At 48.5% G+C, this 22,659-nt stretch carries 24 protein-coding genes and 1 tRNA gene; 3 read left to right on the top strand and 22 right to left on the bottom strand.

Annotated elements, in window-relative coordinates; genetic code table 11:
- On the bottom strand, window positions 1–1,356 hold a 1,356-nt coding region (locus FP827_04560; GenBank protein ID MBA3052346.1), incomplete at its 3' end, for a glycosyltransferase family 39 protein.
- Between the two features lie 498 nt (window positions 1,357–1,854).
- Here FP827_04560 and FP827_04555 point away from each other — a divergent pair.
- Window positions 1,855–3,348 (top strand): glycosyltransferase, encoded by a 1,494-nt coding sequence (locus tag FP827_04555; protein ID MBA3052345.1) that lies wholly within the window; start codon window positions 1,855–1,857, stop codon window positions 3,346–3,348.
- Window positions 3,349–3,391: 43 nt separating this feature from the next.
- On the opposite strand, the gene FP827_04550 is transcribed toward FP827_04555, so the two are convergent.
- A complete protein-coding gene (locus FP827_04550) occupies window positions 3,392–4,339 on the bottom strand; it encodes a response regulator (GenBank protein MBA3052344.1) in 948 nt (315 codons plus the stop codon).
- 59 nt (window positions 4,340–4,398) lie between these two features.
- On the opposite strand from FP827_04550, the gene nadE reads away from it, so the two are divergent.
- Window positions 4,399–5,121, top strand: a complete 723-nt coding sequence (gene nadE / locus FP827_04545) for an NAD(+) synthase (GenBank protein ID MBA3052343.1) — start codon at window positions 4,399–4,401, stop codon at window positions 5,119–5,121.
- 115 nt (window positions 5,122–5,236) lie between these two features.
- On the opposite strand, the gene FP827_04540 is transcribed toward nadE, so the two are convergent.
- The 20 genes from FP827_04540 to FP827_04445 form a co-directional block, all read right to left on the bottom strand.
- A complete protein-coding gene (locus FP827_04540) occupies window positions 5,237–5,578 on the bottom strand; it encodes a hypothetical protein (protein MBA3052342.1) in 342 nt (113 codons plus the stop codon).
- Window positions 5,579–5,592: 14 nt separating this feature from the next.
- The gene (locus tag FP827_04535; protein MBA3052341.1) at window positions 5,593–5,730 is read right to left on the bottom strand and encodes a histone protein; all 138 of its coding nucleotides are present in this window, start codon (window positions 5,728–5,730) and stop codon (window positions 5,593–5,595) included.
- Entirely contained in the window at window positions 5,663–5,971 is a 309-nt protein-coding gene (locus FP827_04530) for a helix-turn-helix domain-containing protein (GenBank protein MBA3052340.1), read from the bottom strand. Before FP827_04530 ends, FP827_04535 begins: the two co-directional genes overlap by 68 nt.
- Window positions 5,972–6,018: 47 nt before the next feature.
- A complete protein-coding gene (locus FP827_04525) occupies window positions 6,019–8,940 on the bottom strand; it encodes a DEAD/DEAH box helicase (GenBank protein ID MBA3052339.1) in 2,922 nt (973 codons plus the stop codon).
- Between the two features lie 19 nt (window positions 8,941–8,959).
- Window positions 8,960–10,171 (bottom strand): hypothetical protein, encoded by a 1,212-nt coding sequence (locus FP827_04520; protein MBA3052338.1) that lies wholly within the window; start codon window positions 10,169–10,171, stop codon window positions 8,960–8,962.
- Complete coding sequence (locus tag FP827_04515) at window positions 10,168–10,920, bottom strand: 4-hydroxy-tetrahydrodipicolinate reductase (protein MBA3052337.1); 753 nt, start codon at window positions 10,918–10,920, stop codon at window positions 10,168–10,170. Before FP827_04515 ends, FP827_04520 begins: the two co-directional genes overlap by 4 nt.
- A complete protein-coding gene (gene dapA, locus FP827_04510; protein MBA3052336.1) occupies window positions 10,917–11,972 on the bottom strand; it encodes a 4-hydroxy-tetrahydrodipicolinate synthase in 1,056 nt (351 codons plus the stop codon). Before dapA ends, FP827_04515 begins: the two co-directional genes overlap by 4 nt.
- 27 nt (window positions 11,973–11,999) lie before the next feature.
- The gene (gene lysA / locus FP827_04505; protein MBA3052335.1) at window positions 12,000–13,229 is read right to left on the bottom strand and encodes a diaminopimelate decarboxylase; all 1,230 of its coding nucleotides are present in this window, start codon (window positions 13,227–13,229) and stop codon (window positions 12,000–12,002) included.
- A 2-nt stretch (window positions 13,230–13,231) separates the two neighbouring features.
- On the bottom strand, window positions 13,232–13,705 hold the full coding sequence (locus tag FP827_04500; protein MBA3052334.1) for a peptidylprolyl isomerase: 474 nt from the start codon (window positions 13,703–13,705) through the stop codon (window positions 13,232–13,234).
- A 108-nt stretch (window positions 13,706–13,813) separates the two neighbouring features.
- Window positions 13,814–14,680, bottom strand: a complete 867-nt coding sequence (gene xerD / locus FP827_04495; protein MBA3052333.1) for a site-specific tyrosine recombinase XerD — start codon at window positions 14,678–14,680, stop codon at window positions 13,814–13,816.
- Between the two features lie 14 nt (window positions 14,681–14,694).
- Complete coding sequence (gene recA, locus FP827_04490) at window positions 14,695–15,732, bottom strand: recombinase RecA (GenBank protein ID MBA3052332.1); 1,038 nt, start codon at window positions 15,730–15,732, stop codon at window positions 14,695–14,697.
- Between the two features lie 40 nt (window positions 15,733–15,772).
- Entirely contained in the window at window positions 15,773–16,060 is a 288-nt protein-coding gene (locus FP827_04485; protein MBA3052331.1) for a hypothetical protein, read from the bottom strand.
- A 55-nt stretch (window positions 16,061–16,115) separates the two neighbouring features.
- Complete coding sequence (locus FP827_04480) at window positions 16,116–16,781, bottom strand: 7-carboxy-7-deazaguanine synthase QueE (protein MBA3052330.1); 666 nt, start codon at window positions 16,779–16,781, stop codon at window positions 16,116–16,118.
- Window positions 16,778–17,455 carry a 7-cyano-7-deazaguanine synthase QueC gene (gene queC, locus FP827_04475; GenBank protein ID MBA3052329.1) on the bottom strand — a complete coding sequence of 226 codons (678 nt, stop codon included), beginning with the start codon at window positions 17,453–17,455 and terminating at the stop codon, window positions 16,778–16,780. Before queC ends, FP827_04480 begins: the two co-directional genes overlap by 4 nt.
- The gene (queD, locus tag FP827_04470; protein MBA3052328.1) at window positions 17,452–17,817 is read right to left on the bottom strand and encodes a 6-carboxytetrahydropterin synthase QueD; all 366 of its coding nucleotides are present in this window, start codon (window positions 17,815–17,817) and stop codon (window positions 17,452–17,454) included. Before queD ends, queC begins: the two co-directional genes overlap by 4 nt.
- Window positions 17,799–18,599 carry a glutamate racemase gene (murI, locus tag FP827_04465; GenBank protein ID MBA3052327.1) on the bottom strand — a complete coding sequence of 267 codons (801 nt, stop codon included), beginning with the start codon at window positions 18,597–18,599 and terminating at the stop codon, window positions 17,799–17,801. The genes queD and murI overlap by 19 nt, the downstream gene beginning before the upstream one ends.
- A gap of 7 nt (window positions 18,600–18,606) precedes the next feature.
- Entirely contained in the window at window positions 18,607–19,194 is a 588-nt protein-coding gene (locus FP827_04460) for a methyl-accepting chemotaxis protein (GenBank protein MBA3052326.1), read from the bottom strand.
- Window positions 19,194–20,588: a response regulator gene (locus tag FP827_04455; GenBank protein MBA3052325.1), complete on the bottom strand. Its 1,395-nt coding sequence runs from the start codon at window positions 20,586–20,588 to the stop codon at window positions 19,194–19,196. Before FP827_04455 ends, FP827_04460 begins: the two co-directional genes overlap by 1 nt.
- Window positions 20,531–21,016 (bottom strand): type II secretion system protein, encoded by a 486-nt coding sequence (locus FP827_04450; protein MBA3052324.1) that lies wholly within the window; start codon window positions 21,014–21,016, stop codon window positions 20,531–20,533. The genes FP827_04455 and FP827_04450 overlap by 58 nt, the downstream gene beginning before the upstream one ends.
- A complete protein-coding gene (locus tag FP827_04445; GenBank protein ID MBA3052323.1) occupies window positions 21,003–22,418 on the bottom strand; it encodes an Rne/Rng family ribonuclease in 1,416 nt (471 codons plus the stop codon). The genes FP827_04450 and FP827_04445 overlap by 14 nt, the downstream gene beginning before the upstream one ends.
- Window positions 22,419–22,495: 77 nt before the next feature.
- Here FP827_04445 and FP827_04440 point away from each other — a divergent pair.
- Window positions 22,496–22,569: transfer RNA gene (locus tag FP827_04440), tRNA-Val, on the top strand.
- Window positions 22,570–22,659: the final 90 nt, after the last annotated feature.

The following is a 22,659-nucleotide window of genomic DNA, read 5'->3' as shown; positions in this document are numbered from 1 at the left end:
GTCCTGTCCCCAGTCAAGATTTGAGTCGCCGAGGTATTTGTATCCGTTTTTTGCTCCGCCAAGAAGTATATTAAACTGCGAGATATAATGCGGAAAGATTATCAGATTTTCGGTAGCCGCAATAATTACAATAATTTTAATAAATTTTTTGGGCATAATTTCTAATGCCCTGCCTGAGAAAAGAAACATAAACGGCCATAAAATAAGAATGTGCCTTATCCCGATATTCAGGTTACTGCACATCATAAAGAGCGTAAACAAAAGAGCGGGCGCCAGATAAAATAATTCGCCGCGAGTTATTTTCTTTTTTTTGACGCTTATGATTGAAACGGCGGCTGTAAAAATTGAAATAAAGGTTGATTTAACGATAAAGGCTAGCGGGTAATAATACCGCCACCCCTGAATTGAGTAGCGTCCGAGGAGGAAGGCGCTGTGTCCGTACCGCGAATGAATGAAACTGATAAGAATTCCTTTCAGATACATCTTCGGCAGGCAGGAAATTTTTGAAAAAAATACGAAGAGAGAACGGAAAGCCTCAGGAAGAAACATTATTTCGGAGGGCTCAAAAAAATTCCTGCCTACTGGTTCCGTAAAGAAATAGCAGAGGTTAATTATAAAAATCAGTATTGGTATTTGCAGAAAGTTAAGGATAATGAAATGCTTTTTTTTGCTACATAGGAAAAAAGCCGTAAGATGAAAAACCCCAAAGTAGAAAATAGCGGTGTATTTGCTGGCTAAAGCAAGTCCCCACAAAGCCGAGGATAGAAGCAGATCTTTTAACTTCAGAGAATTTGTAAATCTCCACAGGAAAAAAGAGGCGATAATCGTAAAGGCAACGCTTCCGAAATCAGTTGTGATAAGACGGGCGTGCGCTAAAATATTCGGTGAAAGACAAAATAAGGCCAATGTTATTATACTTGCGCTGCTTCCGTAAAGATTCTCCGACCACTTTGAGAGAATCAGTGCGAGAGGAATTCCAAGTAAAAGCATGAAAAACCTTCCAAGAAAAAACAGCAGGCCGGTTCTATTGTTCATATTGTAGAAAAGTTTGTGTCCGTTGATGAAATCCAACGGCGGCCGCCATTTCAGCACGTTTAATTGCGTCGCTTCCTCCTGAGGGGGTATTTCAGTTTTTGTAAACCAGGAAGCGGCCCCTGCAATTAATTTCAAAAGCGGAGGATGGTGGGGACCTCGGCTGAATTTTTTTGTTTTATGATAAACAATGCCGTTGGCGAAATGCGTAATTTCGTCAAAACTCGCGGATTTTTGCAGAATACTCAATGATCCGAGAATCAGATAAGCGCTTATTAAAGCAATTTTATAGTAGTGCGTTTTTTGCTTTTTTAGTTTCGGCATATCAGATGTTAAGATAAAGTAGGCTATTGCGCACGTTGAAAAAACCGCAGATGATTAAAAATTTTATATTTCTTCTCGTTATGGTTTTTCAAACTCCTAAAAAAAAAGAGCATTACCAAAATCGGTAAGATGGCGAGAATGGCGACCTCCGAGAATTTCAGAGCGTTAATGAATGCGTAAAAGCCTGTAACGTTACCAACAACTACCAGAGAAGACATCGGCCAGCAACCTTTGGGTATCGGCTGAAATACTGCTTCCGCCGCAGAGATGAAAAAAATTGGAAAAGAAAATAGAAAATCGGGAAATAATATAACCGATGTGCCGAGGATTTTTTGAAGACACAGGTATCTTGCGTATACGCCATGCACCTCCAAGAAAATCGCGCACAAGACAGTAGGAAATATCCATGTCATATTAGCATCTTACAAAAAAATTGAGTGGAATAAAAATAGGTTCGTTTTTAATTTTCTGCTGAAATGGTAGAATATAGAGAAGAATATGAGTGAAAAGATAGATATTTCAATTGTGATTCCGGCGTTTAATGAGGAGCGGCGGTTACCGCTGTTTCTTGACCGGCTTATTTCTTACTGTAACAGCCGGAAAGAGACCTATGAAATAATTGTCATAAACGACGGCAGTACAGATAAAACCTTTGAAGTTGCGATGTCATATAAAAAGCGATACCCCGCTCTGTCAGTGGTCAAAATACGGCGAAACAGGGGGAAGGGCTATACTGTTAAAAGAGGATTTCTCCAGTCAAACGGCAATATATGCGTTTTCCTTGATGCTGACGGCTCTGTATATCCGGAGGAAATAGAGAGAAACATAAAATACATTCTGGATAAGGGTTATGATATTTTTGTCGGCTCACGAGTTTTGAAAAGCGAAGGACAGGTTTTGAAGGTGAAATGGTACAGAAAACTCGTAGGCAGTATATTCAATTTCTGTATCAGGACAATTCTTTTTAAGGACATTAAGGACACCCAGTGCGGTTTTAAAATGTTCAGAAAAGAAATTATACGGCCTCTGTTTTCAAGAAGTCACATAACGGGTTTCGGTTTTGACATGGAGATTTTATACCTTGCCAACAAAATGGGGTATAGAATTAAGGAGGGGCCTGTTTCATGGCATCACGTCAGAGGTTCCAAAATTAATTTGTTTTCAGATTCATTAAAAATGTTTTTCAACATACTGCAGATAAGGAACTGGCATTGCACTCCGATAAGACCTTTGGACGGGCATATGAAACCCGACGAGTACAAATATATGTATGAACTGGAAAATCATCACTGGTGGTTTGTTAGTCACAGAAAACTTGTTGAGCATCTGATAAAGTCATTGAAAATTCCGTCTCCGGACATTTTTGACGCTGGGGCGGGTACGGGCGGTAATTTAACGGCATTCAGCAGGTTAGGCCGGACTACAGGCATTGATGTTTCTGAACAGGCGGTAAGATTCTGCAGGAGAAGAGGTCTGAAAAATGTGATTCTCAGCCCGGTTGAAAAAATTGCATACGCGGACAGATCGTTTGATGTTATTACATGTCTTGACCTTCTGGAACACACGTTAAACCCCGCAGAAGTGATGCTGGAGTTGAAGAGGGTTTTGAAGGACAACGGCAGAATTATCATAACGGTTCCCGCTTTCAGATTTCTCTGGAGTCAGCACGATGAGGCGCTGGGCCATTTGAGGAGGTATGAAAAAACATCATTGTCATGTGATCTGCACGAAGCAGGCTTAAAAATAAGAAAAATGGGCTACTTTTTCTTTTTGTCTTTCTTTGCGGTAGCGCCAGTGAGAATAATGAGAAAATTTCTCGTGCCCAAACAAAAGTTTCACAGCGATACCACAACGCTACCGCCTGAATTCTTGAATTTTTTTCTGAAATTTTTATTCAGGGTTGAAATCAAAACCCTGAACAATTTCAATTTTCCGTTAGGCACCACTCTTTATGCCATTGTTTCAAAGAGCAAAGTTGTCAAGGCAATGTAAAAACTTTCGCTTTCCGGAAAAATAAATCCTCAGGCCGAAAAAATTATTCAGGATTATTTTTCAAAAAAGAGATAAAGGATCCCACTATTTCCGGATCCCACTGTTTGCCCGCGCATTCGTTAAGTATCCTTATCACATCGTCTCTGTTTATTTTCTTTCTGTATGCCCTGTCCGAAGTCATCGCGTCCCATGAATCGCAAACCGCCATTATGCGGGCGCCGAGAGGTATGGCGGAACCGGAAAGCCCCCCCGGATAACCCTTGCCGTCATAACGCTCGTGATGATATCTTATTATCGGTATCACATCCTTCAGTTTTGTCAGTGATAAGCATATCTCGGCGCTGAGAACGGGATGGGTTTTAATTATCTGATATTCCTCCGCCGTCAGGCCGCCGTTCTTTGTCAGTATGAAATCCGGCACGCCTATCTTGCCTATGTCGTGCAGGAGTCCGGCGCGCTTTATTCCTATGCAGTCATTCTCGCTCCAGCCGAGCCCACGGGCGAGATTATAACAGTAATTGCTCACCCTGTTTGAATGCCCGCGGGTATAGCGGTCCTTAGCCTCAATCGCCGCGGCAAGGGTGTAGAGGACATTATTGGTGTCTTCCAGATCGGAAAGGGCGTTTTTCAGTCTGATATGATTTTTTACCCTGGCCATGAGCTCGTAATGGTTATAGGGCTTTGAGATAAAATCGTTGCATCCGAGGTTATATCCCTTGATCCGCGATTGCGTGTCGTTGAGAGCCGTGAGCATGATCACGGGCGTCAGCGACGTGGTTGAATCGGTTTTAAATTTTTCCAGAAGCTCAAAACCGCTTTTGTCCGGCAGCATTATATCCAGAAGTATAACGCCGTAGTCATTCATCGGAGCCTTCAGCTCGGCGGTGGCGCCATCCGGCGCTATATCGCAGATATAACCTTCGGCAGACAATATGTCTTTCAGCACCTCGGCACCGTCGGGGTTGTCTTCTACTATCAGTATTTTTTCCATATTCCGGCCAATAAGCCCTATTCAGAGTACTTTTAATTTTAGCAAATATTAATGTACAATTGAAGCTCATGGAAAAAAAAATCATAAGCGGCCTTAGGAAAAAGCTCAAAAGCGCGCGCGCGGCGGGTTTTGTGCTCGGCTTGAGCGGCGGTATAGATTCCGCCGTCGCGGCCGTGCTGGCGCATAAGGCCTCAGGCGGGAAGACCACGGCTCTTATTCTGCCATGCGAATCCCTCAAAGAAGATATTGAGGACGCGAAAAAATTCGCGCGCAAATTCAGAATCCCGTTCCGCGTAATAGATCTGACAAAATTGTACCGTTCGGCACTCAAAACCTGCGCCGTTAAAAGTTCAAAAACCGGGCGGGGTAATATGAAAGCGCGTCTCAGGATGACGATCATTTATTATTTCGCCAACACTAAAAATTACCTTGTCGCCGGCACCTCCAACAGAACAGAGCTGAAATTCGGATATTTCACAAAACACGGCGACGGCGCCGCGGATGTGCTGCCGCTGGGCGATCTCCTGAAAAAACAGGTGAGGGAGCTCGCGGTCAAACTGGCCATTCCTAAATCAATCATTGACAAAGCCCCGAGCGCGGGCCTGTGGCCCGGCCAGAGCGACGAACAGGAAATAGGTTTGAGTTATGAAATAATGGATCGAATAACCCGTACAGATAAGATACCGGCAGGGCTGACGGCCCCGCAAAAAAAACGGGCTAAAGAAATGATAGGCCGCGCGGCCCACAAACTGAAATTTCCCGACATCTGTAAAATCCGCTAAATCCGGCCCTGTTAAAATTCCCCGCAGCAGGCTTCACAATCTCCCTTCACAAGGATATAAAAAAAAACCGCGCCTGTCCCGACACGTGATCGGGAAAGGCGCGGCCAAAAGAAAACTATCTTTTTTTCTTTTTCTTCGCGACTTTCTTCTTCGCTACTTTTTTCTTAGCGACTTTCTTCTTCGCGACTTTTTTCTTTTTCACGACTTTTTTCTTCGCTACTTTTTTTCTTTTCTTGCCGCCGCGGGACATTGTGGCTTTCGCTACGTCACCGTTCTTGTCAAGAAAATAAAGAAAACCTTTCTCTTTTTTCACTCCGGCGTCGGCGACTTTTTTGGCTTTTCCGCCTTTTTTGCCCGCGCGAGCCATCGGAGCGGCCCAGACGTTTCCGTCTTTGCCGATGTAATAAAGATGGTTTTTCTCTCTTTTCAAACCAAGCTTAACAATTTTCTGAGCCATACTAGATAGCCTCCTTACTTCTTTTTCTTTTTCGCGACTTTCTTTTTCACGACTTTTTTCGCGACTTTCTTTTTCACGACTTTCTTAGCGACTTTTTTCTTCGCCACTTTCTTCTTCACGACTTTTTTCTTCGCTGCTTTTTTCTTCACCATTTTTCTCACCCCCTTTTACGATATTTTTTTTAGGCTGAAAAAGGGGTCCGTTCAAAGAAGATGTAATAATGTGTTCTTTCAGCCATGAATCGATTACCTGTTTAGAAAATTTATACTGCCTGCCTATTTTGGACGCAGGTATTTTTTTGTCCCTGATCAGCTTGTATATCTTTGATCCGCTGACGCCTATATACTCTGCCAACTCGGAAACATTCATTATTTCTTTTTGCATAATCAACATCCAATAGAATTTTACATCTACTGCCTTCTGTTGTCAAGTGGTAATTTCTACCGCTCCCTTTTAGTAGGTACTGCTTTCGGCTGGAAACCGCTTTCAGGTGCTTTTCCTTGCTGGAATTTTTTAATCAAGTCCGATTGAGACAAAGCATAAAAAACGCTCTGGCCGTTCTTGCTGACATTAAAGCCGGAGGATGTTTCTTCTATGCCGCTGATACCGGCCATGATAGCGGTGATCCTCAACCTGGCGGATTCCATGAGTTTTTTCACCTCTTCGGGATAAACCCCGAAACGGTCAACAATTTCCGCCTCATACCTGTCAAGCTGTTCAAGGCTGCTGATCCTTGACAATCTCATGAGCAGCCGGAAACGCTCTTCCTGCGAAACGACATAATCCTCCGGTATATACCTTCCCCCGGAAGAAAAAACGATACGGCATTCTTTTACATCCGCTTCTCCCTTCAGGCGTTTGACGGCTTTCTCAAGCAGTTTGAAATAAAGCTCCGAGCCTACATCCTTAATATAGCCGTGCTGCTGGGGGCCGAAAATATTCCCCGCCCCCCGAAGCTCCATATCGCTCATGGCGATTTTCAGGCCCGAAGAGAGGGCGTCATAATCCCTCAAAAATTCCAGGCGTTTCATGGAGTTCTTTTTTGCTTCGGAGTCATAGAAAAAATAACAGTATGCCCTTTTAGCGCCTCTGCCGACACGGCCCCGGAGTTGATACATCTGAGAAAGGCCCAGAAGCTGCGATTTTCTTATTATGAGCGTGTTGACATTACTTATGTCGAGTCCCGACTGGATTATCACGGTGGAAATGAGAACATCGTATTCTCCGTTAGCAAAAGCCCTCATCACCTCCGAAAGTTTTTGGGCAGACATCCCCGCATGCGCGGTCACCACCCTGAGACGGGGGAACATCTTCATAAAATCCTCACACAATTTATTTATCCCGGAGATCCGGTTATACACATAAAAAATCTGTCCGCCCCGGGATATTTCACGGCGGACCGCTTCCCTGAGAAGATCATCGTTATAGGACCCGGTAAAAGTTTCAACCCTCATCCGGCCGGGAGGCGGGCTTTCTATTATTGAAAACGACAGTATCCCCGAAAACGACATTGACAGAGTTCTGGGGATAGGCGTGGCCGACATCATGAGGATATCGGCCGAGGGATATCTGTTCTTCAGCAGTTCTTTCTGCCTGACGCCGAAACGGTGCTCCTCGTCTATGACGGCAAGTCCGAGTTTCGCGAAAACGATATCTTTTGAAAAGACAGAGTGCGTGGCGATCAGTATGTCGGTGCGGCCGGAGGCGAGGCGCTCAACAACCTCCCCCCGGCGGGAAGCGCTGAACCTTGAAAGCATGTCTATCTCCACCGGAAAACCTTTAAAGCGCTCGCGAAAAACATAATACTGCTGCTGCGCGAGGATGGTCGTGGGCACCACGCACACGGCCTGATATCCGCCCCAGCAGCATCTGAAAGCGGCCCTCATGGCGATCTCCGTTTTCCCGTAGCCCACATCGCCGCAAAGAAGATGCTCCATGGGAAAGGGTTTTTCCATTTCTGATAAAATCCGCCGGGATGCAAGCCGCTGGTCGGGAGTTTCCTCATATGGAAAACGCCGGATAAAATCTTTTTCGGCCGAATACGGCTTGAAAGAAACACCACGGATCTTTTTTCTGCGAGCTCCGGTATCCATGATCTCCTTTGCCATGCTGAACACATTCTTATATACCCTGGATTTTTTATTTTTGAATTCGTCGGCGCCGAGCCTGGATATCACCGGCCTCACGCCGCGGGGAGCTTTCCAGCGGTGGAGTCTGGCGAACTCCTCCACCGGTATATGCGCTGTGCCGTCCGCGTAAGATATAGACACATAATCCACGGGCTTGCCCTTTATTTCAAACTCGGCCAGCTTGATGAATTTCCCTATACCGTAATCCTCGTGCACGACGATATCACCCCTCTTATACACCGCCTCAGGAGTAAATTTTTCCGCCGCAGTGGACCGCGGCGCCGGCGAAATACGGCCCCCAAAACCCAATATCTCAGCGCTTTTAAGGCACAGGAGCTTATCCGGCCTTGAAAGGAATCCTCCCGATATATCGCCGTGAATGTATTCAGCGGGAATGCCGCCACTGAAAGTTATCTCTTCTTCAAGGTATTCCCGAGCGTCGTTTCCGGCGCAAAATATTTTTATCCTGAATCCTTCAGAAGCGAAACTTTTCAGATCTTTTAACAGGAAATCCATCCTGGCGCTGTAAACAGGCGCCCGTCTTATGCCTGTGTCGGCGCCGTCCGGCGAAAAAACATAGTCCGCCGCCGCGACGGCCTCAACCGAAACCCCGCCGGCGCGGGCGAGAGCGCAGGGCTCTCCGAAAAAAGAAAAAAGCTTTTCTCCTCCATGCGGACTTCCTGAGATCTCCGCCGTATCTATGCCCCTGCCGCTGAGCTGAGTTGACGGATCAAATAAGTTGATGCTGTCGGCTCCGCTGATACCGAAACGTATCCTGAAAGGATCCGGAGAGGCAAAATCCCATAAATCCATCACACCGCCTCTTAAAGAAAATTTGCCCCTGTCAAAAACAAAATCGCTTTTCTCAAAACCCATTCCGCAAAGTTTCTTCGCGGCGTCCTGCGGTGACAGTTGGGCGCCCTTTACGATCCTGAAATTTTCAGTGAATTCATTCCGCGAAGGCACACCGCTCGCCACGGAGACGGCATCGCTCACAATGATATTTTTAGTCCTGTGGAGAAGATTTGAAAGGGCCCCGGCTCTCAGCGAATCATCCTCCGTAAAAAGGGAGGCAGCGGTCTCCCCCAATGCGCGAAGATCATTATACACCGCCTCCGCTTCCGGAGAATCTTCAAACACGGCGAGGACAATGTTATGTTCTTTCAGCAGGCCGGTCAGAAAATAAGCGCGGCCCGAAGACAGGGAATCTCTTATTTTTTTAACCGCCGCCATTGAAATAAAAAAAGCGGCTTCAGTATTCCCGGGCCCCGGAGGCCTTGAGCGCGGATATCATTTTATCGTTTCTTTTGTATTTGGCGATTTCCAGAGCGTTGAGCGCTTCGGCATTGCGGGCGTTTATATCCGCCCCGTTTTTGATCAGCAAACGCGCGGTCTCCAGGCTGTTCTCCGCGACAGCGGCCATAAGCGGCGTCCAGCCCTTCGCATCCGCCGCGTTGACATCCGCGAGCATCCCTATGAGAAATTCCGCGATGACATGGTAATTCCTCATAGCCGCGTAAAAAAGAGCCGTTGTGCCGTCGGAAGAAGCGGCGCCGACATCCGCCATGTTCTCGGTCAGGAGCGAGGCCATTTTCAGATCATTGTTTTTCGCGGCGATCATCAGAGGCGTCAGATCACCCTGCCTTTCATTCGCCAGGGCTCCGGAGCCAAGAAAAAAAGAGGCCGCCTCAAAAGAACCCGACCTCACGGCTTCGCCGAAGGGGCTGAAAGCATGCCTGTCTCTGACCGACATGTCCGCGCCCGCGCCCAAAAGCAGTTTGATCATATCTATATTATTCTTCGCGGCGGCCAGATGTAGGAGCCCGGAGTCGTATTCCGCTTTGACAGAAGCTCCGGATCTTATCAGTATATCCGCTGTTTTTATCATGTTGTTTTTGACAGCGTGAAAAAGAGCGTCTCGGCCCAAGTCATCTTTTTTCTTTATATCCGCTCCGCTTTTAATGAGCTCGGCGCATGCCTCAGTCACACCCCTCGCCGAGGCATGCATCAGCGCCGTGACACCGCCGTCAAAAACAGCCTCCTCGCTGGAAAAAAGGATTTTTACCATACGGGGAGAATTGTTTTCCACGGCAAAAAAAAGCGCCGTTTTCCCTGTGAGATATTCCTTCGCTTGCGTGCGGGCGCCTTTTTGTACGAGCAGTTCCGCGGGGGAAACAGCGCCTCCGGCGGCCGCATACATAAGCGCCGTAAAACCGTCCTTGTCCCGCGCTTCAATATGAGCGCCCGCGTCAATCAGAAGCAGCGCAATATCCGGAAGATTGCGGTAAGAGGCCTCCATGAGAGGCGAAATGCCTCCGGGATAAACAGCGTTGACATCTCCCCCCGCTGCTATGACCGCGGAAAGTTCTTCTCCGCCGCCGGGCCGGAGCGCTGAAAGAGGTACCCTCAAAGACGCGCAGGAAGAAAGAAGAGCTACCGCGCCCAGGAAAAAAACTTTTTTCATAAACCCAGCACCTCATCCATGCCGTAAATGCCCGGCTTTCTGCCTTCAAGCCACAGCGCCGCCGCGACGGCGCCTTCCGCAAAACAACTTCTTGAATAAGCCCTGTGGGATATCTCAAAACATTCGCCCGGACCCGCGAACATCACGCTGTGCTCGCCCACAATATCCCCTGCCCTTACTGAATGTATACCTATTTCATCCTTTTTACGCGCGCCGGTCATACCATGCCTTCCATAAACATCATTGAGCTGCCGTACGCTTTTTATCTCTTCAACGAGCTTCAGGGCTGTCCCCGAAGGCGAATCCTTTTTTTTGTTGTGGTGGGCCTCCACCACTTCAATGTCATACTCCTGTAATTTTTCAGCCGCACGGCGGACAAGAGAAAAGAAAAGATTGACGCCCTTACTCATGTTCGGGGCAAAAACCACGGGGAATTTTTCAGCGTACTTTCTGATTTCATCCGCCTGAGACGCCGTAAAACCCGTTGTGCCTATGACGGCGGAGCCATCAAAAAATGAAAGATGCTCAAGAGTCGCCTCCGGCGCGGTAAAATCAATAAGACAATCGCAGGCGGAACCGGCAAGCTTTATATCCGCGCTCACCTTGTGTCCGTGAATTACTCCTCCGATATCGGGGGAATCCGCTCTTTCCAGAAGAGCCCCTATTTCTATGCCCGAAGCCGACAAAACACTTTCCGCTATGGCCTTTCCCATTTTTCCGGACGAGCCGGCTATGCAGACTTTTATCATTTCTCCTCCACCGACGAAAGCGCTCTCCAAAGGGAATCATCCGAGAGGACTTTCGCTATATCCGTGCCATAAAATTCCTGTATCGGCTTTAAAATTTCGGGGCTCAGCAGCCACACACTTTTAAGCGCCGAGCGCAGGGTCAAACCGCCGGCCGGCGTCATCATTCCCAGCGGTGCCCTGAACTTACCGGAGGGCATACCCAGAGCGCCCATAAGGGTTTTAATCGGTACGGGGTTGCGGAATTTATCCGTCACTTTATACTGGTTTCCCTTTATTTCCACCATGCGCGTGCTTTTAACCGTGATAACCTCAAAAAGAGGCTTCAGTTTGTGGTTGATTTCTTCAGCCTCGCCGTATTTACCGGAAGCGGCAGCTTCACACATCCTGCTTATGGCCGCGGGCACTACGTTGCTCAGCACGGATATGACGCCCTTCGCTTTTATTTTCGGCGAGGCCATCATCTCAAAGGTAATCCCGTCATCGCCTGAAAGAATGGCAAAGTTCTCCGGCAGAATGCCGCCTTCTATTGACATTCTCTCCAGATTGCCGGTGGCCTCTTTAACGGCGTTGATGTTGGCGTATTTCTCAGCGAGAAGAGCCAGGTCATAGGCGGATAACTCGCAGCCGGTTCGTCCCGGAATGATATAAGGAACCATTTCAATATCGGGGAAAGCCTCGGCAATCCTGCCATAGTGCCGCGTGCGGAGCTCAAAAGACGACGGCCCGTTGTAATAGCAGTCTATTATCAGCGCCGCTTTTATTCCTGCTTCCGCAGCGGATTTTACGGATCTGATGGATTCTTCCGTCGAGTTGGAACCGCAGCCCGCGAGAAGCCCGCAGCGCCCGGCGGCAAGCTCAAAAACTTTTTTATTGACCGCTCCGTGCTCGTCATGGCTAACGGTGGGGGACTCCCCTGTTGTTCCCATGGGAAGAAGGCCGGATATTCCTTCCTTTATCTGAAATTCCACATTTTTATTAAGGCCTTCCCAATCCACACTTTCGTCTTCCTTAAACGGCGTCACCAACGCGGTCCACGCGCCTTTAAATTCCATATTCCCTCCTCTTTAATTCCTTCTGAGTCATATGAGTTCCCGGATATCTTCGCGCTCTCTGATAAGAGTCGCGCGGCTGCCGTCAACGAGCACTTCCGCGGGGCGGGCGCGAAGATTGTAATTTGAGCTCATGGAATAGCCGTATGCCCCCGCGCCCCTGAGAGCAAGAAACTCCCCCGCATACAGATTCTGCATCCTCCGCTTCTTCGCCAGCACATCTCCCGACTCGCAGATGGGGCCGACAATATCATAATCCTTCTTTTCTCTTTCGGAAAAAACCTTCACCGGCAAAAGCTCATGATACGCGCCATAGATGCTGGGCCGCATGATATCATTCATTCCGCCGTCCGCGACGATGAAATTTTTGCGCCCTGATTGCTTATTCGATATCACTCTCATAAGCAGCACGGCCGTGTTGGCGATGAGCATGCGGCCCGGCTCGATTATAATTTTCGGCGCGATCCTCAGCGCGTATTTCTTTATAACAGCGGCGTATTTGTCCAGAGTCTCGGGTATCTCGCTCTGATATTTAACGCCCAGGCCTCCGCCGGCATTAATGTATTTCAGCCTGATTCCGGACTTCGCGAGTTGTTTTGAAAAAACCGCCAGTTTCTTCAGCGCCTCGGCGAAAGGAGCGGTTTCTGTTATCTGCGAACCTATGTGCATGTGCATTCCGCAAATTTCAATAGTCTCAAGCGACGCCGCGAGCCTGTAAGCTTTAAGAGCGTCATCATAGGCCAGGCCGAATTTGGATTCTTTCAGGCCCGTGGCGATGTGCGGATGGGTCGGCACCCTGATTTCCGGGTTTACGCGAAAACTTATGCGGGCTTTTGTCTTCATACTGCCCGCTACCCTGGATATGTTCAAAAGATCTTCCGCACTGTCGGCGTTTATCATCCTGATGTTCATTTTAAGGGCGAGCCTTATCTCTTCATCCGTCTTGCCATTACCGTTTAGGATGATCTTATCCTTCGGCACACCCGCTTTACGCGCCAGAAGCAGCTCCCCGAGAGAAACACAGTCCGCGCCTACGCCCTCTTGATTCATCAGTTTGAGCAGCGCGCTGTTATTGTTGGCCTTATAAGCGAAACATATCAGCGCTCCCGACGAACGGAAAACTCTTTTCACTTCTCCGATATGTCGCAGAAGCGTTTTTTTTGAATACACATACAGCGGCGTTCCGTATTTTTCCGCCAGAACGCTCAATGGTATTTCCTCGGCGAACAATTCAGATCCTTTATACTTGAAATAATCCATATTTACTTCAGCCTCACCTTCATGATCTTATCCCCGGGGGATATCTGAGCAGCCACATCCAAACCCTGCGTCACCTCGCCGAAAATTGTGTACTCTCCGTCAAGGCGGGGCGCGGACGAAAGGCATATATAAAACTGACTGCCGTTTGACCTCTTATCCGGATTGACGCTGTCATCCATACGCGCCATAGCCACGGTGCCCGGCACATGCTTCAGTTCCCGGGATATTTCCGCCGGGAGAGTGTAGCCCACACCGCCGCCGCCGTGACCCAGTGGATCGCCGCCCTGCACGATCACATCTTTCACCACCCTGTGAAAAGTCAAACCGTCGTAAAAGCCCTGTTTCGACAGCCCGATAAAGTTTTTTACAGTTTCCGGCGCATATTCAGGATACATCTTTACAACTATGAGACCCTTCTCCGTCTCAAGCTCAGCGACGGGCGCTTCACCGCGGCACGATAAGAATAAAAACGCCATCAAAAAAACCGGCAAAAATCTCACAAGCCCTCCGTTATCCGTTCCATTATTTCTATTTTTATCATATTTGGCGCAAAAATAGAAGATGAATTCCGGCCAGGCGGACTTTCAGCCGCGGGGATGAAAACGGCGGTGTATCTGGCGGAGCCGCTTGGTGGAAATGTGCGTGTAGATCTGAGTTGTGCTGATCTGAGCGTGGCCGAGCAGCTCCTGTATGACGCGAAGATCCGCTCCGTTCTGGAGAAGATGCGTCGCGAAACTGTGCCTGAAAGTGTGCGGGGTTATCCGCCTTGTGATACCGGCGTCCGCGCAGAGTTTTTTTATTATTTTCCACACGCCCATACGGCTAAACGGCGCGCCGGACGGATTGCGAAAAAGGGAATCCCCCTCTTCCGCGGGAGAAAAAAGCAGAAAGGCCTTCACCGCGGAGCAGGCCTTCTCTCCTATCGGGACAATTCTTTCTTTTCCTCTTTTGCCCAGACATTTGAGAAAACCCACATCAAGATTGACGTCTTTGACCTTTAATGATATCAGTTCGCTGATTCTCAAACCGGCGGCGTAAAGCACTTCTATCATGGCGGTATTCCTCAAAGATGTCCTTCTGCCCCGCGCTACCCGGTTTATAACCTGTCCCACCTCCGGGACGCTGAGAACATCCGGCAGATAGCTTTCAAGCCGAGGGCTCCTCAGGGCGGAAGCGGGATTCCGCTGCGCCATACCGTCCTCCACCAGGAATTTCCAGAAACTTCTAAGAGCGCAGATCTTCCTCGCCAGAGTGCGGGCTGAAACACCGCTTCTTTTTTCCCTTAAAAAAGCCGTGATGTGTTTTTCGCCTATATTCGCGACCGGAACGTCAATCGTTGAGAAAAATTCCCTGATATCTCTTGTGTAAGCCTGGATGGTGAGCTTTGACAGGCCCCTCTCCGAAGCGCAATAATCCCCGTATTCGGCAAGAAGCGCCGAAGCTTTATCCATTCTTCGCGGAAAAATTAATCTTTATCAGATTTTTTCTTTTCGTCTTTTTTCTTTTCGGGAAACGCGATCTTCAGTATTTCTTTTTCAAGCGCCGATGAGACTTTTTTATCGGCCAGAAGCATTTCCACGGAATTTTCGCGGCCGATGCCGAGTTTGACATCGCCGTAAAAAAAGGTGTTGCCCGTTTTTTTGATCAAACCCAGATCAGTTCCCACATCCAGCAGAGAAGATTCGGGGACTATCCCTTTGCCGAAATATATATCGAATTCGCAGACTTTATAAGGCGGGGCCACCTTGTTTTTGGCCACTTTGACCTTGACCCTCGCGCCGATTATGTCCTCGCCTTTTTTTATGGATCCTATTCTTCTGATGTCCAGACGGACGGACGAATAAAATTTGAGCGCCCTGCCTCCCGGTGTTGTTGTCGTGCCGCCGAAGCCGAAAGTCATGCCTATCTTTTCTCTTATCTGATTTATGAAAACCGCCGCTGTCCTGGACTTGGATATGGCCGAAGCCAGACGCCTAAGGCTCTGCGACATGAGGCGCGCCTGAAGCCCCACCGTCGGTGCGCCTATATCCCCTTCAAGCTCGGCTTTGGGCACAAGAGCCGCCACCGAATCCAGAACGATGATATCGATGGATCCGCTCCTTATCAAAGTGTCTATTATCTGTAAGGCCTGCTCACCGGAATCCGGCTGCGAAATAAGGAGCTCTTTGATGTTAACGCCTATTTTTTCCGCGTAATCCGGATCCATCGCGTGTTCGGCGTCAACGAAAGCCGCCGTTCCGCCGGCCTCCTGGACATTGGCTATTATCTGCAGAGCCAGAGTGGTCTTGCCGCCGCCCTCGGGCCCGTAAATTTCGGTGATGCGGCCGCAGGGGATACCGCCTATACCGAGCGCGATATCAAGCGACATAGCCCTTGTGGGAATAGCCGTCACCTTGCCGAAAAATTTTTCATCGCCCAGCCTCATTATGGAACCCTTGCCGAACTTCTTCTCAATTTCAGCGAGCGCCACATCTAAACTTTTCTGTTTTTCATCTTTTGACATTTTGTCCTCCGATTATTTTTTCACGACACCCGCGCTCACATCAAACACTTTCAGTTTTTTTGGCCTCTATAAAGGCCGCCTCCGGAAATATGGTGACAATTTCGTTCTTGTTAAGATTGAGGAACTTGACGCGGTAAGACCATTTCGCTCCGCTGATGGAATCTATCTCCGCGTCGGTGACAGGAATAAACTGCCTCACGGGGGAATTGACGAAATCCGACACCCTGCCTCCGGGCGGCACAAACACTTTGCCTTTTATCTTGCAATTACCGAGATAGATTATAACGCTGATCTCATCTCTGTCCGGCTTGTCTATCTCCCTTTCCATACCCTATTTTTAGAAATTAAACGGCTTTTTTGCAATAGCGCGTTACTTTAGCGCGTTACTTCAGAGCAAGGAGATTATGTATCTGCGGGAGCATCCGCACTTTCGGGTAAAAGCGCTGAATACGCCCTGCAAAAAGAACGGCCTTCTTCAGGGCTTTTTTATCGATCTTTTTTTCTGCGCTCACAGGCTGCAGCACAATAGTTGAATTGGCGAATTGAGCGAGGAAACGGCTGGCTTTGATAACATCTTCAAATTTTACCGCGGCGGTGATGACGATTTTCAGCGTAAAAGGCCGGGCACTTATGCTCCGTATGAATTTTCTGACGGGAGGAGTAAGGGGAAGCTCGGCATGAAAAGAAATGTGCTCAAAAACTCCCGGTTCGGCGAGGAGATTTGAACCGGCGGTCTCTATAAAAACCTGCCTTGCGGAATGTTTTCCCGACTTGATTTCAGACAGAAGCGCGCTGAGGAATTCGCCCTGCAGCGTCGGCTCTCCTCCCGTTATCACAACAGGCGCAGGGCCTTTGATGCGCGAGGCCGCATCTTCAGCAGTCATTAATGTCCCGCCGGTTTTGGCGTAAAGCGTATCACAATAAGAACAGTCTTTATCGCACCCGGAAAATCTCACAAACCAGCACGGAAGACCGGCATAAATACCCTCCCCCTGAATTGAAAAAAATATCTCGGCTATTCGGCCTTTTACGCTTTTGCTGTTTCTCAATTCTTTAATTGGCCTGCCCCGTTCCGGCAAAGAGCAGGGTCTTCCATCCCCGCCTGCCTAAAACCCTTTGCTCTGAGCAGGCAGGAATCGCACTTTCCGCAGGGAATCCGTCCGCCCTCATAGCAGGACCATGTGTGCCGGAGCGGCACTTTGAGCCTCCGGGCGAGCAGCACTATCTCTTTTTTGCTTTTGTTGAGAAGCGGGGTTTTAATAGACACTTTGCCGAGAGACGCCTGTTTTAAAAGTTTATTAAACTCGTCATAGTAAGCCGGCCGGCAATCCGGATAACCGGAAAAATCCACAGCGTTTGCGCCTATGACGATATAATCCATTTTTGCCGCTTCACAGAAAGACAGCGCGTACGAGATGAATATCGTGTTTCTGCCGGGGACATAAGTTGACGGAATTTTTTTGGAAGACACCTTGCCGGGAGGGATGTGCCCGGCGCGGCCGAGAAGACTTGACCCTCCCCATGGGAGTTTTATGTCAACAATCGTGAAGGGCCTCCCTGCGCACCCGGCTATATTTACCGCTTTTCTGATCTCTGCGCTGTGACGCTGATCATATGAAAAAATAAGACAATGGGTTTCATAACCGCGCTTTATTGCCCAGTAAAGAATGGTTGACGAATCCAGCCCGCCGGACAGGAGCACGGCCGCTTTGCGTTTTTTCATTTCCGGGAATAAGACGCTATATTATTGTCCGTTTCCGAGATCTTTATTGCCTCCAGGCGCACGCCGGCAGGCAGGAGCGCCGCCAATTTTTTAAAGATATAGCGCGCTATATTCTCGGATGTGGGATTGAGCTTTTTGAAATCCTGCAGGTCATTTAGGAGAGAATGGTCGAGAGGCGAGATAACCCGCTTCAGATGCTCTTTTAAGTCTTTGAAATCCATAACCATGGCGTTTTTAAGTTTTACGCCCGACACTTCCGCCGTCACGCCCCAGTTATGGCCGTGAAGATTTTCGCACTTACCCTTATAACCCCTGAGATAATGAGCCGAAGAGAAATGATCTTTTACAAAAATTCTGTACACAGTTGAGCCCTCCCTGCGGACACTTTCATTATTTCTTTTGCCATTTTAACAAAATGCCCGGGGTCGTCGCTGACATAAAAAGAACTCTTCCCTGTGCCCGTGCAAATCCGGACACTTCCGGAGATCGCCTCAGCCAGCGATGAAGAATCCACGAGGCGCGTTTTCGGCCCCATGAAATCAGCGATTTCTCTTCTGAGTATGGGATAATGCGTGCAGCCCATTATCAGCGCTTCCGGGCGCATGCGGCGGATCGGGGCAAGATATATTCCGGCGACTTTTTCCGCGACATCCGTTCCTGACCAGCCCTCCTCCACCAGAGGCACGAAAAGAGGGGCCGGCAGGGATTTCACTCTGATCTTTTTGTTTATTTTCTTCAGCTGTTTTTCGTACACCCCGCTTTTTATCGTGAGTTTCGTCCCGATAACGGCCACGCGCGAAAAAACCGCCGCATGCTCAACCGCCGCGGCGATAACTCCGTGAACAGGGACAGGGCAGTTTCTGGAAATACTCTCAAGCGCCACAGCGGATGCCGTGTTGCAGGCGCACACTATCAGGTCCGCCTTTTTCCTGAGAAGAAAAGACACGATTTTTTCCGTGTAGGCGATGATGGTCTTCCCTGATTTGCCGCCGTAGGGCACATGAGCGGTGTCGGCGTAATAAATAAAATCACAGAAGGGGTATTTTTTTTGGAGAGTTCTATAGACTGTCAGACCGCCTATACCGGAATCAAACACGCCTATTCTGGTTCTCCGGACGGGTACGGAACACTTTTTGGGGGTCATGCTGTTTTCAGGATTTATATTTGGACAGCTCTCTGTATATAGCTTCCTTCTTCGCTGTTATTGACGTTAACCTATTCTCTATGTCGCTCTCAAAAGCGTTTTTGTTTTTGAGGAGTTTTTCAAGTTCCTGCAGTTCGTCACCGAGACGCCTTGAGTTATCGCGCGATGTCCTGACGGTGCCGGAAAAATTTTCCAGAAGCCTGTTGATGGCCCCCGCAAGGGGCAGAAACTCATCTTTCTCGCGGAGAACAAGCCTTTTGGATATATCGCCCTCGTCCATAAGGCTGATGAGCGAGGCCATCCTGTTCACAGGCCCGACGATCCTGTGGGAGAAGAGAATCCCTGCCGCCGCGGCTACTATGATAAGCGCTATCACCCCCGCCCAGTAAGGCAGCAGCAGGCCTCTTGCCACATCCATGGAAATTGACTTTGTCACGGCTTCGGAAAGCCTGGATGAGAGCAGAGGATAGGCCAGAGTGAAGGTTAAAACGGATATCGCAGCGGCCACGCTTATCATGGCCGCTATGATATAGGCCGTGTACCTTAGCTGATAATTCTTGTGCGTAAAAAAATGCTTTCTCTCGTATAAAGGCATCAGTCGCCTGTATAAATTTTTTCCGTAAAACTTTTATCGCCTATTTTAATTCTCACCCTGAAATTATTTTTTATGAGCGAGCCGTCATCCGTTTTGCCCTTCCACGGTATCTCAAAAACACCGGTATCGTGTTCCTTATTATTCAGTATTTCCGCGCTCTGACGGGAAGACGCCGCGGTGATAACAACAGGGGAGATTTCCTTCACCCTGTATTTTATGATGAGCGTGTCAGAGCCCGGGTTAAAGATTTTGGGCTCAACACTGAATATTCTCCTGGTGGCGGCTTTCCCCTGCCAATCCGCGACCATACCGGAAAGAAGCGGGAAATTAAAAAAATTCAGCGCTATTATAACAACAGCCATAGGCACGGCTACAGCGGCGGCTTTTCTTTCCTTCTTCATGGCCCATGCGGCGATGCCGAAACAAATACCCACTCCGGCAAAAACATAAGGATATATGAAAAAACTCAGGAAAACTGAGCCCGCGCACAAAATGTCCAGTACAGACGCGGGAGAGGATTCCTTTTGGATCACGATACGTTCAGCCAGATAGGGATTTTCTTCGGAAAAGACAACGCTCTCCCTCAAGAGCCTTATGCCGTTTTTTACATCTTCCATCAGAAGAAGTTTCTTCGCGCTTTCAAGCATCAGCGCCAAATTGCCCGAGTCAACAGCGCCGCGTGCGGCCCTGGTCTCTCTATTGATATCCTCGCGTGAAGCCGAAAAAGATGTCTGCTCCGTTTTCGGGCTTTCCGCCTCTTTTGAATGCACAATTTCCCTTATAAGGCCCTGAGTCCTCAAATCTGTCGGGAAAACTCTCCTTAAAAATGTCGCTATTTCCAGGGCTCTGGCAAAATCCTTTTTGCCTATGCACGCTAGGCACTCATTCTTTTTCTCATTATACACCTCATTCAGCAGCTGTTGAATGGCAATGCCTATACTGCCTTCCGTTATTATGGGAAGCTGCGGGGGTGACACCTTTCTCTTTTTCCAGCCGGACAAACTTTTTATTTTGTCGAGCATATCCTCATCGCTCAAATCCCTGTTGAAACAGCCCGCTATTCCCAGAAGCTCTGCGACTTTAGGCGTGGGATGCAGCTTTGTGAGTATGACGAGTGGCGATTCAAGGCATTTTTCCTTTAAGCCCGCGGCGAAATTGATCCCGTCAATGGAAGAAAACACCATCTCGCTGACGACAACATCCGGCTTTTTTTTCAGGATTTCGTCAATCGCCTCTTCCGGCGACTCGAAAAGCGTCACAATGTAATCGCTTTCAATAACACCCTTGAGCTTAGCGGCAAAATCCTTATCTTCCGCGATAATATAGGCCGTTTCTTTTACCATGTGTGTATCCCCTCGCCCTTTGTGTCTAATTCCTCGCAATTGACATACCATGTTCCCAAATCTACATAATAAACCCACGCCGCCTGAGATCCTATAGTATCCCTCGTATCGTAATGGAGTGTGATGCCGTCAACCGCCGTCGCGACATCGTTTTTCCCCTCATTGGGTATGAGTTGCCCTGTCTTCAGCGCGGGAATCGCGCTCACATATTTGGGAACAAGAGCGCCGCAGCCGGGGTCAACAACAGAAATATAAGCCCAATCCGCGATGCCGGCATTCTGATAAGGCCAAATGCCGTAGTGATCCGCGTAATAAATGGAGACCACCGATCTCAGAACGCCGAGATTGCTTTTTGTGACGGCTTCATTGGCCTTCCGCATCATATCTGCAAATTTGGGCACCGCTACAGCCGACAGCAGGCCGACGATAGTGACAACTATCATCAGCTCGATCAGTGTAAAAGCTTTATTCGATCTCATATTCCTGCTCCGAAATTTTGTAATCCGCGCGGATCCTTATCCTTTTGCCGGTAGACGCGGCCAGGGCATCTATGGCGTCTTCCGTGAACATATCCGCGACAGTCGGATGCACAAAAACATTCACCGACACGGCTTTTAGATTCTTCCTGTTTTTCATCAAATGCCTCTTTATCCTTATGAGCATCGTCAGGGGCGATAACACGCGGCCGCTCCCGTCGCAGTGTGAACACTTGACGCTCACCTTTTCAAGGATATTATCCTCCAGCCTCTGTCTTGTTATTTCCACAAGGCCCAGCCGGTTCAGCGGCAGAATATCGATCTTGGCCCTGTCAAACGAGGCCGCCTCTTGCATTATGTCATAAATTTCCTTTCTGTGTAAAGACTTTTCCATATCAATAAGGTCGCAGACGATTATCCCGCCTATATTCCTGAGCCTTATCTGCCTCATTATTTCTTTCGCCGCCTCTTTGTTGGTCCAAAAAGACGTGTCTTCAACCGAGCCCTTCTTCTTGAATCCCTTGCTGTTGACATCCACGGCCGTGAGAGCCTCGGTGGACTGGATCACTATCTCGCCTCCGGAGGCGAGCGCCACAGAAGGCTTGGTTAATTCCCTGATGACTTTTTCAATACCATACATTTCAAAGAGGCTCCGATTGTCTTTCTCGTCGCTTGTGAGAAACGCTTTTTTATCCGGGGCGATCTGCTTCAGATATTTTTTCGCCTTTTCCAGTTCCTCGATCGGCTCGACATAAACGGCATCTGTTTTATCATTGAGCATTTCTCTTAAAATTTTCGGGGTAAAATCCTGCATGCAGTATATCTGCCCTGTTTTTATATCACTGATTTTTTCCTTTTCTATATCCCGCCATATCGAAGCGGCAAATTCCCCGTCGCTCTTTATTTCTTCTTCCGTTCTGCCGGATGCCTGAGTCCTGGCTATCCAGGCGCCGCCGTGGACGGATTTAAGTTCCTCCATTATTTTTTTCAGACGGAACCTCTCTTTTCTGTCTGTAATATTTTTTGAAACGCCGCCGCGGGTTGAATTGGGCATGAAGATAAGGAAGCGGCCGGGAACGGATATGTAACCGGTCAGGCGCGCGGGCTTGGTCTTGATCTCATCTTTCGCTATCTGAACGAAAAGCCTCTCCCCTTTTTTTATTGCTTCCGGATAATCCGAAAAAGGGAGAAAACAGTTCCTTCCAATACCTATGTCGACGAAAGCGGCGTGAATGGCGTTGTTGATGCCGGAGGCAAGACCATAATATATGTCGCCTATCCTGGAAGGTTCTTCCTTCCTCTCGATAATGAGTTCCTGCACCTCGTGCCCGCGCAGATACGCGGCGCGCTTTTCATCCGCGTCAACTTCTATGAGTATAATATTCTTAACTTCTTGTCTTCGCATGCCTCCTTTTTAGCAAAAAAACGCGCTTATGGCAAAATGTATCATTATTTTCTACAATACTTTTCGATGATTCAAGCGGGCAATTAGCTCAGCTGGTGAGAGCGCTGCCCTTACAAGGCAGAGGCCGCAGGTTCGAATCCTGCATTGCCCAATTAAGTATGCTGAGCAAGCCAACTGCTTGGCTTGCGTCGGGATTCGAAGACCGCAGCGATGCGCGAGTTTTCCTGAGCGAAGTCGAAGG

It is taken from the genome of Candidatus Omnitrophota bacterium, from assembly GCA_013791745.1.
Lineage (GTDB): Bacteria > CG03 > CG03 > CG03 > CG03 > CG03.
The sequence above is the reverse complement of the archived record's forward strand: the minus strand, read 5'-3'. Positions and strand labels throughout refer to the sequence as shown.